General features: G+C 61.1%; 15 protein-coding genes and 1 pseudogene. 7 read left to right on the top strand and 9 right to left on the bottom strand.

What is annotated here, in order from left to right:
* From VGK14_RS03930 to hyfB, 4 genes and pseudogenes are all read right to left on the bottom strand, one after another.
* Positions 1-437, bottom strand: a pseudogene (locus VGK14_RS03930) (hydrogenase 4 subunit F); the annotation flags it as partial.
* Positions 438-446: 9 nt separating this feature from the next.
* Positions 447-1,103 (bottom strand): formate hydrogenlyase, encoded by a 657-nt coding sequence (locus VGK14_RS03935; RefSeq protein WP_331507627.1) that lies wholly within the window; start codon positions 1,101-1,103, stop codon positions 447-449.
* Positions 1,104-1,107: 4 nt separating this feature from the next.
* Entirely contained in the window at positions 1,108-2,055 is a 948-nt protein-coding gene (locus VGK14_RS03940; RefSeq protein WP_331507628.1) for a respiratory chain complex I subunit 1 family protein, read from the bottom strand.
* Positions 2,052-4,070 carry a hydrogenase 4 subunit B gene (hyfB, locus tag VGK14_RS03945; RefSeq protein WP_331507629.1) on the bottom strand — a complete coding sequence of 673 codons (2,019 nt, stop codon included), beginning with the start codon at positions 4,068-4,070 and terminating at the stop codon, positions 2,052-2,054. The genes VGK14_RS03940 and hyfB overlap by 4 nt, the downstream gene beginning before the upstream one ends.
* 76 nt (positions 4,071-4,146) lie before the next feature.
* Between hyfB and VGK14_RS03950 the strand changes: the two genes are divergently transcribed.
* The 4 genes from VGK14_RS03950 to VGK14_RS03965 all read left to right on the top strand — a co-directional run bounded on the left by VGK14_RS03950 (position 4,147) and on the right by VGK14_RS03965 (position 7,871).
* Entirely contained in the window at positions 4,147-4,338 is a 192-nt protein-coding gene (locus tag VGK14_RS03950) for a CopG family transcriptional regulator (protein ID WP_331507630.1), read from the top strand.
* Complete coding sequence (locus VGK14_RS03955) at positions 4,338-4,757, top strand: GNAT family N-acetyltransferase (RefSeq protein WP_331507631.1); 420 nt, start codon at positions 4,338-4,340, stop codon at positions 4,755-4,757. The genes VGK14_RS03950 and VGK14_RS03955 overlap by 1 nt, the downstream gene beginning before the upstream one ends.
* A 112-nt stretch (positions 4,758-4,869) precedes the next feature.
* The gene (locus VGK14_RS03960; protein WP_331507632.1) at positions 4,870-6,840 is read left to right on the top strand and encodes a monovalent cation:proton antiporter-2 (CPA2) family protein; all 1,971 of its coding nucleotides are present in this window, start codon (positions 4,870-4,872) and stop codon (positions 6,838-6,840) included.
* Entirely contained in the window at positions 6,837-7,871 is a 1,035-nt protein-coding gene (locus tag VGK14_RS03965) for an NAD(P)/FAD-dependent oxidoreductase (RefSeq protein WP_331507633.1), read from the top strand. The genes VGK14_RS03960 and VGK14_RS03965 overlap by 4 nt, the downstream gene beginning before the upstream one ends.
* A gap of 122 nt (positions 7,872-7,993) precedes the next feature.
* Here the strand turns inward: VGK14_RS03965 and moaC are convergent, their stop codons facing one another.
* Positions 7,994-8,476 carry a cyclic pyranopterin monophosphate synthase MoaC gene (moaC, locus tag VGK14_RS03970; protein ID WP_331507634.1) on the bottom strand — a complete coding sequence of 161 codons (483 nt, stop codon included), beginning with the start codon at positions 8,474-8,476 and terminating at the stop codon, positions 7,994-7,996.
* Between the two features lie 59 nt (positions 8,477-8,535).
* Between moaC and VGK14_RS03975 the strand changes: the two genes are divergently transcribed.
* From VGK14_RS03975 to soxZ, 3 genes are read left to right on the top strand one after another with little or no spacing between them, the layout of a single operon-like run.
* A complete protein-coding gene (locus tag VGK14_RS03975) occupies positions 8,536-9,960 on the top strand; it encodes a M48 family metalloprotease (protein WP_331507635.1) in 1,425 nt (474 codons plus the stop codon).
* 24 nt (positions 9,961-9,984) lie between these two features.
* On the top strand, positions 9,985-10,428 hold the full coding sequence (gene soxY, locus VGK14_RS03980; RefSeq protein WP_331507636.1) for a thiosulfate oxidation carrier protein SoxY: 444 nt from the start codon (positions 9,985-9,987) through the stop codon (positions 10,426-10,428).
* The gene (soxZ, locus tag VGK14_RS03985; protein WP_331507637.1) at positions 10,428-10,745 is read left to right on the top strand and encodes a thiosulfate oxidation carrier complex protein SoxZ; all 318 of its coding nucleotides are present in this window, start codon (positions 10,428-10,430) and stop codon (positions 10,743-10,745) included. Before soxY ends, soxZ begins: the two co-directional genes overlap by 1 nt.
* A gap of 149 nt (positions 10,746-10,894) precedes the next feature.
* Here soxZ and VGK14_RS03990 read toward each other — a convergent pair whose 3' ends face one another.
* The 4 genes from VGK14_RS03990 to VGK14_RS04005 all read right to left on the bottom strand — a co-directional run bounded on the left by VGK14_RS03990 (position 10,895) and on the right by VGK14_RS04005 (position 13,030).
* Positions 10,895-11,167 carry a hypothetical protein gene (locus tag VGK14_RS03990; RefSeq protein ID WP_331507638.1) on the bottom strand — a complete coding sequence of 91 codons (273 nt, stop codon included), beginning with the start codon at positions 11,165-11,167 and terminating at the stop codon, positions 10,895-10,897.
* Positions 11,168-11,208: 41 nt separating this feature from the next.
* Positions 11,209-11,787, bottom strand: coding sequence for a DUF2269 domain-containing protein (locus VGK14_RS03995; RefSeq protein WP_331507639.1), 579 nt, complete (start codon positions 11,785-11,787; stop codon positions 11,209-11,211).
* Positions 11,788-11,810: 23 nt separating this feature from the next.
* Positions 11,811-12,218, bottom strand: a complete 408-nt coding sequence (locus VGK14_RS04000) for a DUF4260 domain-containing protein (protein ID WP_331507640.1) — start codon at positions 12,216-12,218, stop codon at positions 11,811-11,813.
* A gap of 110 nt (positions 12,219-12,328) precedes the next feature.
* On the bottom strand, positions 12,329-13,030 hold the full coding sequence (locus VGK14_RS04005; RefSeq protein ID WP_331507641.1) for a hypothetical protein: 702 nt from the start codon (positions 13,028-13,030) through the stop codon (positions 12,329-12,331).
* Positions 13,031-13,307 lie beyond the last annotated feature (277 nt).

Raw genomic sequence — 13,307 nt, forward strand, 5'->3', positions numbered from 1 at the left:
AGCGACACCAGCAGCACCGTGGTCAGCGTCGCCGCTTCCATCGCCACCCACAGGATGCCCATGTTGTTGGTGGTGAGTGCCAGCAGCATGGTGAAGGTGAATAGCTGGTACATGCTGTGGTAGAGCCGCAGCCGGGCGCTGCCGAGCTTGCCGTGCTCGGCCTCGATGTGCATGTAGGGACGGGAGAACAGCGAGGTGGTGAAGGCGACGAAGGCGGTCAGCGCGACCAGGAACACGTTGAACGGATCGATGAAGAACTGCTCGCCGAAGGCCGACAGCGACCCGTCGGTGATGACCTTGACGGTCAGCACCAGCGCGGCCAGCAGGGTGCTCAGGCTCATCGCCACGTTCAATTCCGGGGCGAAGCGGCGGTGGCCGGCCAGTGCCAGCAGCGCACCGCCCAAGAGCGGCATTCCCAGTAGCCAGAAAATTTCCATGGTTGAGGCTCAGTCCTCTTTCAGTTTTTCCATATGGCGGATTTCCAGGCTGTCGAAGGTCTCGCGGATATGGAAGAAGAAAATGCCGAAAATGAATGCGCCCACCAGCACGTCCAGCGCGATGCCCAGTTCCACCACCATCGGCATGCCGTAGGTGGCGCTGGTGGCGGCGAAGAACAGGCCGTTTTCCATCGCCAGGAAGCCGATCACTTGCGGGATGGCCTTGCGCCGGGTGATCATCATCAGAAACGACAGCAGCACGCTGGCCATCGCGATGCCCAGCGTGTTGCGCAGGATGGTGCCCGACAGCAGCGAAATCGGCAGCGCCAGGTTGAAGGCGAATACCACCAGCACGATGCCGATCAGCATCGTGGTGGGAATGTTGATCAGCGTTTCCACGTCCCACTTGATTTCCAGCTTGCGGATCAGCCGGTGCAGCAGCCAGGGCAGGAACAGCACCTTGAGCAATAGAGTTAATGCCGCCGAGTAGTACAAATGGTGCTGGTGGGTGAGCCAGGCGCTGTCTGCGATCGACAGCGTAAGGATTAGCCCCTGCAGCGCGAACAGGTTGATCAGCGACAGGATGCGGCGCTGCGACAGCATGGCGAAGGCGATCAGCAGCAAAAGCGCGGCGAACAGGTTGATGAGTTGCTGGGCGATGGGCACAGTGTCAGGCTCCCAGCAGGTAATGAATAAGTATGGCCAGCACCGCCAGCAGGAATGCGGTGCCGAGGAACTCGGGCACGCGGAAAACGCGCTGCTTGGCCGACAGCGCCTCCAGCAGCGCCAGTCCGGCGCCGGCCGCGGCGAGCTTGAGCGCCAGCGCAGCCACTGCGAGCGGCAATGCCGCCCAGTTGCCGGCTTTGGTGATGCCGAAAGGCAGGAACAGCGCGAAGCCGATGGTAATGTAAGCCAGCAGCTTGAGGCTGCTGGCCCACTCGATCAATGCCAGGTGGCGCGCCGAATATTCGAGGGTCATGGCCTCGTGGATCATCGTCAATTCCAGGTGGGTGGCCGGATTGTCCACCGGGATGCGCGCATTTTCCGCCAGCAGCACCATGAGAAAGGCGACGCCGGCGAACGCCATGCTGGGGTAGATGACGAAGCCGCGATGCGCCAGGGTCTCCACGATGGTGGTGAGCGAGGTGCTGGCGCTGATCGAGGCGGCGGTGAAGAACACCATCAACAGCGCCGGTTCGGCAAGGAAGGACACCAGCATTTCGCGGCGTGCGCCCATGCTGCCGAAGGCGGTGCCGATATCCATGCCGGCCAGCGCGATGAATACCCGCGCCAGTGCGAAGATGCCGACCAGCGCGATCACGTCCACCGCCGCGGACAGCGGCAAGTCGGTCGCCACCACCGGCACCAGCGCCGCCGCCAGCCACATGCAGCCGAACAGGATGTAGGGCGTGCTGCGGAACAGCACGGAAGCGTTGTCGGCCAGCACCGCGTCCTTGTGGAACAGCTTGAACAGCAGGCGGTAGGGCTGCAGCAGGCCGGCGCCGCTGCGGTTCTGCAGCCAGGCGCGGCACTGGTTGACCCAGCCCAGCAGCAAGGGGGCGACCAGCAGCACCAGGCCGTTTTGCAAGAACTGGAACAGCAGGGTCGAGGTCTTCATCGGATAAACGCCAGCAAGGCGATCAGCGTAACGAAGCTGTACAGCAGGTAAATCGAGATGCGCCCGTGCTGCAGCGCGCCGACCAGCATCGAAATGCGCTCGACCAGACGCGCCAGCGGACGGTAGAACAGCTCCCACAGGCGGTCGCGGATTTCGCCGCGGTAATGGGGCTGCGCGTCGAACGGGCTCGGCAGTTCGCGGCTGATGCCGAAGAACTGTTCGAAAATCTGCTTGATCGGCTGGCCGAAGCCTTCGGCGCTGTCCTGCATGCGCGCGGTCTGTTGCGGGTAGCCGCAGTCCCAGGCCGGACCGCGGCGCAGCCGCCCGTGGTAGAACTTGCGCACGGCGAGGAACGTGAGTGCCAAACCACCGGCAATCACCAGCAGCAGGATCATCGGGCTGTAGCTCGCCCGCTCTTCCGCCACCGGGGTGAGCCATAGCCAGCCCGAGTGCGCGGCGCTGTTGCCGAGAGCTTGTCCGGTCAAGAGCCGGGTGACTGCGTCCAGCTGCAGGATCACGCTCGCCGGGAACAGCCCCAGCAGCACGCAGCCCGCAGCCAGCCACGTCAGGCCCAGCCGTTCCCAGGCGCCGGCGTCGTGCGCGGCACCGGGATCCAGCCCGCGCGGCCGGCCGAGGAAAATGATGCCGTAGAACTTGACCATGGCATAGGCTGCGAGCGCTGCTGCCAGCGCCAGTGCCGCCGCACCCAGCGGCAGCATCATGTTGAGGTAGGGCGCGGGCAGCGCCGGCGTCAGCAAATAGGCCTGCAACATCAGCCACTCGGAGACGAAGCCGTTGAACGGCGGCAGGCCGGCGATCGCCAGCGTGCCGATGAGTGCGGTCGCCGCCACCCACGGCATGCGGTGGATCAGCCCGCCCAGCTTGGCCATGTTGCGCTCTGCGGTGGCGTGCAATACCGACCCCGCGCCGAGGAACAGCAGGCTCTTGAAGAAGGCGTGGTTAAGCGCATGGTAGAGGGTGGCGGTGAGCGCCAGCGCGGCTACCGCGTCTTCGTTATAGGCGTGGAACAGGATGCCAAGGCCGATGCCGCTCGCGATGATGCCGATGTTCTCGATCGAGGAATAGGCCAGCAGCCGCTTGATGTCGGTCTGCACCGCGGCGAACAGTACGCCGAACAGCGCCGTCGAGAGCCCCAGCACCAGCATCAGTGCACCCCACCACCACAGCCGCTCGTCCAGCAGGTCAAACATCACGCGCAGCATGCCGTAGATCGCGGTCTTGAGCATGATGCCGCTCATCATTGCCGATACCGGCGACGGCGCGGCGGGATGGGCTTCCGGCAGCCAGGCGTGCAGCGGCAGCAGGCCGGCCTTGGCGCCGAAACCGAACAGCGCCAGCAGGAACGCCATGCTGGCGCGGAACGCATCCAGGTGCCCGGCGCGCATCGCGGCAAAGCTGTAATCTCCGTGTCCGCCCTGCATCACGCCGAACGCCAGCAGGATGGCGATTGCCCCGATGTGGGCGATCAGCAGGTAGAGAAAGCCGGCGCGGCGGATATCCGGAATGACATGGTCGGTGGTGACAAGGAAATAGGATGACAGCGCCATCGTCTCCCATGCCACCATGAACAGGTAGGCATCGTCCGCCAGCAGCACCCACGCCATGCTGGCGAGAAACACGTGGTATTGCAGGCAGAGCAGATTGAGCGTGCCATCTTTATTGGCCAGGCTGCGAAAGTAGCCGGCGGCATACAGCGAGATGCCGGTCGCCGCCGCGCCCAGCAGCAGCAGGAAAAAGGCGGAGAGCGCATCCAGCCGCAAGTGGAACGGCAGGTCGGGCAGGCCCAGCGGCAGCACTGTCGACTGCGTCGGCGTATTCAGCCCCCACAGGCCCGCCGCCGCCAGCAGCAGCGCTACCGCCGCGCCTGCCGGGAACAGTATTGCGGTGATCAGGCGGCGCGGTATGAACAGGCCCAGCAACCCCAGCGCGAGCCACGCCAGCGTTGCCAGCCCGGCCGCGTCTATAGGCAACAGCGATGTTAGAAGATCTGCCATGGCGCCTGATGGAGTATTTAATTGTGATTAAATTATATTTTGATTAACATATTATTATCATCAAAGAGGATAAGCAATGGAAAATCGAACTGCGCGTTTGACCATCCTGGTGGATCCGATCAAGAAACAGATTTTCGAAGAAGTCTGCGCTACGCATGACCTGACACCTTCCCAGGTGGTGCGCAAGCTGATGCGGGACTACATCCAGCAGCACGGCAGCGCGGAACAGGTCGCGCGCATGCCCGGCAATGCGAAAGCCAAGAGTTGATGCGGCAAGCTCCGGTGATGCGCCCGATGTGCGAAAGCGACTATCCGAAACTGACGGTGCTATGGAGTGCGGCCGGCAGCCTGCAGCTGCGCGATACCGATACGCCCGAAGCGCTGGCGCGTTTTCTTTACAGGAATCCGGCCAGCAGTTTTGTCGCCTGTGCAGGTACGCGGCTGGTGGGCGGGGTACTGGCGGGGCATGATGGCTGGCGCGGTTACTTGTATCACCTTGCGGTGAAGCCGGACTATCGCGAAAAAGGTCTGGGTGCCAGGCTGGTGAACGCCGCCGTGGAAGCGATAGCCAATGAGGGCATTCCGAAAATCCACAGCCTGGTCAAGCGCGACAACCTGATCGCCCAGCAGTTCTGGGAAGCCTGCGGATTCTCGCTGCGGGACGACGTGCTGGTTTACTCGCGATGACCGCGGCGCAGATGCCGCTGCGCGAATTTAACGGTAACATGGTTGGATCATAATAAAAATATCAGCGGCGGTGCGGTTTCATGCCCGCCGCAATTTACGAGCGCTACATTTTATGCCCACCCTTAAAATCATCCTGCTCCTGCTTTCCAGCGCCGTACTGCTGGTGGCGCTGCTGCGCACCTTGCGGTTGCCACCGCTGCTGGCCTATTTCCTGGTCGGCCTGGCGCTGGGGCCGCATACCTTCGGCTGGGTAGAGGACAGCGAGGCGGTGCGCAGCCTCGCCGAGTTCGGCGTGGTATTCCTGATGTTCAGCATAGGCCTGGAATTCAGCCTGCCGCAGTTGTATTCGATGCGCAGCACCGTGTTTGGTCTCGGCAGCGCGCAGGTGCTGGTATCCATGGCCTATACCGTGGCCGCGTCCATGCTGCTGGGACTGGACTGGCGCGCGGCGCTGGTGATCGGCGGTGCGCTGACAATGTCTTCGACCGCGATCGTATCGAAAATGCTGGTGGAACAGATCGAGCTCAATTCCCGTCACGGCCGGCTATCCATTGGCGTGCTGCTGTTCCAGGATATCGCGGTGGTGCCGCTCTTGATCCTGATTCCCGCGCTGGCGACGCCCGGCGGCGACCTGCCGTCGCTGCTCGGCATGTCGGCGCTCAAGGCCGGGGTGGTGTTGGCGGTGCTGCTGGTATTCGGCAAGTCACTGATCAACCCCTGGTTCGAACTGGTGGCGCGCCAGCGCTCGCAGGAACTGTTCGTGCTCAACGTGCTGATGGTGACGCTGGGGCTGGCCTATGCCACCAAGTTCGCCGGCCTGTCTTATGCACTGGGCGCGTTCGTCGCCGGCATGCTGATCTCGGAGACGCGCTACCGCTACCAGGTGGAAGCCGACATCGGGCCGTTTCGCGATATCCTGCTGGGCCTGTTTTTCATCACGCTGGGCATGCAGCTCGACCTGCATGCATTGGCCGGCAGCCTGGGCTGGATCGCGTTGCTGGCGGTGTCGCTGGCGCTGGTCAAGGCGGGGCTGGTGACCAGCCTGTGCCGCGCGTTCGGCCATGAAGCCGGGGTCGCGCTGCGCACTGGCCTGACGCTGGCGCAGGCCGGCGAATTCAGTTTCGTGCTGCTGGCGCAGGGCACCGAGTACAATCTGCTCGATCCGCACTACGCGCAGATCCTGCTCGCGGCGATGCTGCTGTCGATGCTATTCGCGCCTTTCATTATTCAATCCAACGGCCGTATCGCGCGCATCCTCGCGCCGAGCTACAAGCGCAACCGCGCCCAGCAAGCCGAGGATATTGCCCACGTCAGCCAGGGCTTGTCCGGTCACGCCATCATTTGCGGCTACCGGCGCAGCGGCCAGAACCTGGCGCGTTTCCTGGCGCAGGAAAATATTCCCTATATCGCGCTCGATCTTGACCCGGTGCGCGTGCGCGAGGCCGTTACCGCCGGCCTGCCGGTAGCCTACGGCGACTCATCCAGGCTGGAAATACTGGAAGCCGCCGGCGTGGCACGCGCCAGGGTGGTGGTGGTGAGTTTTTCCGAGCTGCGCGCGACGCTCAGGGTGCTGCATGTGGTGCGTGAGCACTATCCCAGCATACCCATCATCGTGCGCACGCTGGACGATACCGACATGGACCGGCTGCGCGAAGCCGGCGCTACCGAAGTCGTGCCGGAGGTGCTGGAAGGCAGCCTGATGCTGGCGTCGCACGCGCTGGTAGTGCTGGGCGTGCCGCTGAACAGGGTGGTCAAGCGCATCCGCCGCTTCCGCGAGGAGCACTACAGCATGTTGCGAGGCTTCTTCCATGGCCTGTCCGATCATGATCTGGACGTCGCCGACAGGTTCCAGATGCGCCTGCACCCGGTTCAGATCACGACCGGCGCTGCTGCGATCGGCCGCCGGCTTGCCGATCTCGCTCTGGAAAAACTGGAGGTACAGGTGCAGTCCATCCGCCGCATCGGCGATGGCAACATCGAGCCTACCCCCGACACCCAGCTTTACGATGGCGACGTCGTCGTGCTGCTGGGCATGTGGGAAGGCCTGGCCAGCGCAGAGAACATGTTGTTGAAAGGCAAATGAGCGATATCGTCATTATTGGCGCCGGCGTAGTCGGCTGCATGACCGCGATGGAATTGGCAGTGCGTGGCGCGAACGTCATGCTGGTGGATAGGGCGGATGCAGGCGGAGAAGCTTCCTGGGCCGGCGGCGGCATTCTGTTTCCGTTGCTGCCGTGGCGCTACCGGGAGGAAGTCAACCGGCTGGCGCTGGCCGGTGCTGCCGGCTACCCGGCGCTGGCGGCCGAACTGCATGCAGCTACCGGCATCGACCCGGAATATAGCGTCAGCGGCATGCTGGTGCATCCACCCTGCGATATGGCAGTCGCGCAATCCTGGTGCGCCGCCCACGATATGACGGCGGAATTGCAGGAAGATAAATTATGGCTGCCGCAGGTGGCGCAGGTGCGCAACCCGCGCCTGACGCAGGCGTTGCGGCGCTGGCTGCAAGAGCATGGCGTGCGGCTGCTGGAGCATACCGAGGTGAGCGGCCTCAAGATCGCCGGCAACCGTGTCGCCGCCGTGCAGGCCGGGGCGGAAATGCTGGCAGCGGATGACGTCGTCGTCACCGCCGGCGCCTGGAGCCGCCCGCTGCTGGGCGAACATGCGGCGGCGCTCGACTTCAAGCCCATGCGCGGCCAGATGCTGCTGTACGAAATGCCGGCGGGGTTGCTGCAACACATCCATTATCAGGACGACTTCTACCTCATTCCGCGCCGCGATGGCCATATTCTCGCCGGCAGCACGGTCGAGGACGTCGGTTTCGACAAGAGCACGACCGCGACCGCCGCGCGCGAGCTGCATCAAAAGGCGGTCGCGCTGCTGCCGCAATTGCACGGCCGCCAGCCCGTGCGCCACTGGTCCGGCCTGCGTCCGGGTTCTCCCGACAATATCCCCGCCATCGGCCGCCATCCCGTGCTTAAAAACCTCTGGCTCAACACCGGCCACTTCCGCTACGGCGTCACGATGGCGCCGGCCAGCTCCAGACTCATCGCCAGCCTGCTGGCCGGCAAGGCGCCGTTTATGGACGCCAGCCCATATGCGTTCGGTGGGTAGAGGCGGTTAAAAACGCTGCTGGACCGTGTTTCGCGATTGGGTTTTGTTGTTGGTATCGAAGATCGTTAGACGATCCATTTTGACATGCGGCTATTGGCCGGACTGAGACTCGCGTTAGCGGATTATTGCTTGTCGGCAACCCAGTGCCCGGATTTTCCTCCTTGTTTCTCCAGCAGCCGGATGCCGTGCATGCTCATGCCGCGATCGACCGCCTTGCACATGTCGTAGATCGTCAGCAGCGCGACGCTGGCGGCGGTGAGGGCTTCCATCTCCACCCCGGTGCGGCCCACGGTTTCCGCAGTCACGAGGCAGCATATTTCGCAGGCAGCGGCCTCCACTTCGAACTCGACGCCGACTTTAGTCAGCGCGATCGGGTGGCACAGCGGGATCAGTTCCGAAGTGCGCTTGCTGCCCTGGATCGCAGCGATGCGGGCGATGCCGAGTACGTCGCCTTTCTTGGCGTCGCCCTTGAGGATCATATGCAGCGTTTCCGGCTGCATGCGGATGCGGCCTTCGGCGCGCGCGATGCGCCGGGTCTCGGTTTTTTCGCTGACATCGACCATGTGGGCTTGGCCCTCGGCGTCGAAATGCGTGAATTCGGCCATTTACATATCCTTACAATTTTTGATGTGAACTTATTTTCAGCTGCCATTATCATAGCAGCATGAAATTTCTATACCTATCGGTGCTGGCGCTTTTGCTGGTACCGGCCGCACTGGCCGATGGCCTGCCCGACCTGGGCGATTATTCGCAAACCGTGCTGCCGCCGCAGGAAGAACGCCGCATCGGCGAAGAAATCATGCGCGACATTCGCGCCAGCGGCGAACTGGTCAATGATATCGAAGTGGCGGATTATATCGGTGCGCTGGGCTACCGACTCGCCGCCAACAGTTCGGAAAACACCCGGGCTTTTGCCTTTTTTGTAATCCAGGACCCCACCATCAACGCCTTTGCGCTGCCGGGCGGTTTTATCGGTGTGCATACCGGGTTGTTGCAGAACACCGCCAGCGAATCGGAATTGGCCAGCGTGCTGGCCCACGAAATCGGCCACGTGGTGCAGCACCATATTTCGCGCATGGTCGCTCAACAGCAGCGGGATACTATTCCTTCGATTGCCGCGCTGGCGCTGGCGATCCTGATGGCGCGCGCCAATCCGGAACTGGCGCGCGCCGGCATGGCGGCGACGCAGGCCGGCACTGTGCAGCGCCAGCTGGACTTCACCCGCGAGAACGAGCGCGAGGCCGACCGCGTGGGCCTGCAGATCCTCAACGATTCCGGTTTCGACACGCGCGCGATGCCCGCTTTCTTCGAAACCATGATGAAAAGTACCCGCATTTCGGAAGGCAGCGCGCCATCTTTCCTGCGCACCCACCCGTTGACGACGGAGCGTATCGCCGAGGTGCGCAACCGGGTCGAACAGATGCCCTACCGCCAGGCGCCGGACAGCCTGGAGTTCCAGCTGGTGAGGGCCAAGCTGCGTGCCATGCAGGGCAACCCGCGGGATGCGATGCAGTTTTTCGAGGCCAACCTGCGCGAGAAGAAATATAGCAGCGAAGCAGCCCAGCACTACGGGCTGGCGCAGGCGGCCATGCTGAGCCAGGACTACACGCGCGCCGCGCATGAGCTGGATACGCTCAAAGCCCTGCTGTCGCGCCATCCAATGGCCGAAACGCTGGCTGCGCAACTGCTGCTGGCGGAAGGGCGGACCCAGGAGGCGCTCACCCGTTTCCGCAGTGCGCTGACCTGGTTTCCCAAGCATCGAGGCCTGATTTACGGCTTTGCCGAAGCGCTGCTGTCGATGAACCAGACCAACGAAGCGACCCGTTTCCTGGGCGAGAAGCAAACACTGTTTCCCGACGACGGCTATCTTTACGAATTGCGGTCGCAGGCCTACACTCGGCTGGGCAAGAACCTGCTGCGCCACCAGGCGCAGAGCGAGGCCTACTATCGCGCCTATGACCTGCCGTCGGCGGTCGAACAGATGGAGCTCGCGGTGAAAAGCGGCGACGGCGATTTCTACCAGTTATCCATCGTCGAGGCCCGGCTCAAGCAGTTGCGGCAGCAGATGGGCGATCCCAAGAAGAAGTAGGAGGCAAGGGAAAATGGTGGATAGATGAACAGGCGATCTCTATTGAAAGCGGGTGCGTCGCTGCTGGGTCTGGCCGTGCTGATACCGCTGAAAGCGCTGGCGGCGGTATGGAACAAGGCCGCGTTCGAGTCGACTAGCGTGGAGGGCGCGTTGCAGGGCTTGCAAGCAACGCAAATCGGCCCCAGCCGCGACATCGTGCTGGTCGCGCCGCAACTGGCGGAAAACGGTGCCATTGTGCAAATCGAAGTGGAAAGCCGCATTCCCGGCACCGAGGCGATTGCGATCCTGTCCGAGAAGAACCCGACGCCGCTGATCGCCAATTTCGTGTTTGCCGCCGCCGCCGAGCCCTACATCGTCACCCGCATCAAAATGGCCGAAACCTCCGAGTTGAAAGCCATCGTCAAGGCCGGCGGCAAATATTATTCGGTATCGCGCAAGGTCGAAGTGGCGATAGGGGGGTGCGACTGATGGCGAATAACATGAAAATCCGCGCCCAGCTGAAAGACGGTAGCGTCGAGATCAAGGTGCTGATGAGCCACCCGATGGAAACCGGCCGCCGCAAGAACGACCGCGGCGAGACTGAGCCGGCGCATTTCATCCAGCTGGTCAGCGCGACGTTGAACGGCAAAACCGTGCTGGAGGCGCAATGGGGCACCGGCATTTCCAAGAATCCCTACCTGACTTTCCGGCTGAAAGCCGCCAAGGTGGGCGACATCGTCAAGATCAGCTGGGTGGACAACAAGGGCGCGACGGAGTCGATAGAAACCGCGATCGTCGCCGGATGAGAGCAGCCCGGCAGGCCCGTTCCCGCCAGCGCAGACAACTTGTAAAAGCCATTAACCGCCGATAAACGCAGATGATTTGTTTGGTTGCACCAAAGGCTGGTGTTGTCGGCGTTTATCGGTGTGCATCGGCGGTTGACTGCCGCTTTGGCTTATTCCAGCATCGTGTGAATCACACGCTCGTATTCCGGAAAATAGCGCGCAATCACCGGCAGTTCGAAGCTGCGCAGGATGCTGGTGTTCGATTCGCGTGCCAGCAGAAAATCGAACGAGCGGCTCACCAGCCGTTCCACCGGCACCCGTCCCCCGGTCAATCTGGCGGCATAATCCGGTGGCACGGTAACGGTGTGGGTGGTCGAACTCCGGTCGTTCACGGTGACTTCGAACGTCGAATCGTCCAGCTTTTTTACGCTAATGGTCGGCATCGTCTCTCCGAACGAGTTAGCTCAGGGAGCGGAATAGACGCTCATTGGTTTGCCACCCAGGGATAAAGACGAGGAATGAATATCGTCAGGGCCGTGGCAAGGGCCACGGAAACTAATGACCCAACAATAAACAAACTCCAGTTGTCTGGCCTGAGCGCGCCCAATGTGACGATCAAAAACAGCATTGGTAAATCGAGAAAGTGCGTGAATGTCGGCACATTCGCTGCGCGCGCTTTCTCCAGTTCCGGCGTAAATGCGCCAGCCTGCAAAGCCTGTTGGGTCAAACGGCGCAAGTGCATGAAGTAGAGGCGAGTGATGGTATTGCCCTCGATGAACTCAAAAGCAAACAGGAAGACCATGCCCGCAAGCCAGGGGGTGGAAACAAAATTCCAGCCACCGAAAAACTTAGCGATCATCCATGTGCCGGAGATGAGGAGAATAATGGCTCCCGGAACCACAACTCCATCGTAAAACACCGGAATGTTTCGTACGGCCTCGGAAAAACGCACCAGCTCACGCGACTGACGGCATCGTAAATCGCTCAGCCAAACACCAAGCAGGCCACCACCGATTAACACGGCACCAATGATGTGTGCGAGCTTAAGCAGATTATAGGTCATGGTCTTGTCCTGACGTGTTAGCGTCAGGGACGCACCTGGTCAGGCGCGGATTTGGTAACCCGCCCGATAAGACCGAGATGGGTAACACCAAACCCGGCTGAATACTTGAGCCCATAACCAAGGGCACGGTCAAAGCCAATGTGTGCGCACCAGATGATGCCCGCACATAAAAGTGCGGGGGCGGGAAGAAGGAAGCCGGCGACAATGCAGGTAATTGCGCCGATATACGAGTGTGCGGCGTTGTAGGCTACGGCACCAACCCGTGGCCCCGTGAGATAGCCCAGAAACGAAACATCCGGGGTGAGAAAGAATAATGCAAACGTACCCCAGCCAAGACCAAGCTTCGAGTAAGCAAGCATGGCCGCCACAAGGACACACAGCCCCTCAAGCCGAAGGGTTAAACGTACAACACCTGTAGTTTCACCGGACATGGATTTCCTTCCGAAACACAATACGTCAAAACACGCTTTACGCTTTAGGGTCAGGTCTAGAATAGTTGCATCTTATTTCAGTACTAATAATCTTCCTACGTGCTATTTATCTAGACCTGACCCCGGAGGTCCGGTGCTTGCGGCAGGTCCGGTGGAATGATGGGTTGGGCGTGCGGGGCGAATTCCGGAACATACTGATAAATGGTGCTTAGCAGTTCGTGTGCTATTTGACGCATGCAGGCCAGTTCCGGGCGCCCTCCCGCAGGGGCGCTAACAGTTCCATTGCTGAAGAACCAACCAAGGGAGTTTTCGCGAGAAATTGCCATATATGCCTCTTCGAGTTCGAGATCGACGTGGGCGCCACCATCCGTGTCTGCAACGTTCAATACCAACTCACGCCGACAGAGCGTTCTCTTTCGGTTGTCCTTTAGTACCGGATCGTTCCACCAATTCACGAACGGAATTGACTGCAGGGGGAAGGGGCCCCCTCCCATAGAAATAGCCGGAAGGTATCTTGCTCCGCTCGCGGAACCCTGAAGTACGACCAGATTGCATTCGGTAAGAAGATTTCGTGGATTCAGCGGCGGGACCGACGTCAGATAGCGGCCCGAACGGACACCGAGTTGATCTAGCAGCGCACGTGACTGGCCATGGTGGTGCAAGAGAACTCGAAGGCTCAGAGAAATATGCTTCCCGACAGCTTCCAGCCCATCATCGAACGTGACGCATGCACGCCGCAACAACTGAAGTTGCTCGACGAGTTCGCGCTTTAGTTCGTCTTTGGGACGCTGCAATCTCTTCGGCTTTGCCATGGTGCTTAGTACGCCCAACGCTGAATATACACCGCATGCGGTGTATAAAACTGAAATTGTAGGTGTATAACCCGTTGCATTATTTTTATAATCTATTGGTTATTAATGTAAATAAACACAGAAGCCATGATTAGGCAGCCAGAAAACACACCTGGCTCTACCGCGCTCCCAAAACCTCTCGATCAAGTGCGTAACCGGCTCCGGGTAAAGCATTACAGCATCCGGGCCGAAACACAATACCCCTAAAATTTAAGTGTTACTGGTAATCGATGGCTGG

The organism is Novimethylophilus sp. (genome assembly GCF_036504375.1).
Classification (GTDB): domain Bacteria; phylum Pseudomonadota; class Gammaproteobacteria; order Burkholderiales; family Methylophilaceae; genus Novimethylophilus.

Bases quoted from the DNA above. Each gene is read 5' to 3' on its own strand.
- VGK14_RS03940 (WP_331507628.1), bottom strand. From the start codon at position 2,055: ATGAAGACCTCGACCCTGCTGTTCCAGTTCTTGCAAAACGGCCTGGTG.
- hyfB (WP_331507629.1), bottom strand. From the start codon at position 4,070: ATGGCAGATCTTCTAACATCGCTGTTGCCTATAGACGCGGCCGGGCTG.
- VGK14_RS03950 (WP_331507630.1), top strand. From the start codon at position 4,147: ATGGAAAATCGAACTGCGCGTTTGACCATCCTGGTGGATCCGATCAAG.
- VGK14_RS03955 (WP_331507631.1), top strand. From the start codon at position 4,338: ATGCGGCAAGCTCCGGTGATGCGCCCGATGTGCGAAAGCGACTATCCG.
- VGK14_RS03960 (WP_331507632.1), top strand. From the start codon at position 4,870: ATGCCCACCCTTAAAATCATCCTGCTCCTGCTTTCCAGCGCCGTACTG.
- VGK14_RS03965 (WP_331507633.1), top strand. From the start codon at position 6,837: ATGAGCGATATCGTCATTATTGGCGCCGGCGTAGTCGGCTGCATGACC.
- moaC (WP_331507634.1), bottom strand. From the start codon at position 8,476: ATGGCCGAATTCACGCATTTCGACGCCGAGGGCCAAGCCCACATGGTC.
- VGK14_RS03975 (WP_331507635.1), top strand. From the start codon at position 8,536: ATGAAATTTCTATACCTATCGGTGCTGGCGCTTTTGCTGGTACCGGCC.
- soxY (WP_331507636.1), top strand. From the start codon at position 9,985: ATGAACAGGCGATCTCTATTGAAAGCGGGTGCGTCGCTGCTGGGTCTG.
- soxZ (WP_331507637.1), top strand. From the start codon at position 10,428: ATGGCGAATAACATGAAAATCCGCGCCCAGCTGAAAGACGGTAGCGTC.
- VGK14_RS03990 (WP_331507638.1), bottom strand. From the start codon at position 11,167: ATGCCGACCATTAGCGTAAAAAAGCTGGACGATTCGACGTTCGAAGTC.
- VGK14_RS03995 (WP_331507639.1), bottom strand. From the start codon at position 11,787: ATGACCTATAATCTGCTTAAGCTCGCACACATCATTGGTGCCGTGTTA.
- VGK14_RS04000 (WP_331507640.1), bottom strand. From the start codon at position 12,218: ATGTCCGGTGAAACTACAGGTGTTGTACGTTTAACCCTTCGGCTTGAG.
- VGK14_RS04005 (WP_331507641.1), bottom strand. From the start codon at position 13,030: ATGGCAAAGCCGAAGAGATTGCAGCGTCCCAAAGACGAACTAAAGCGC.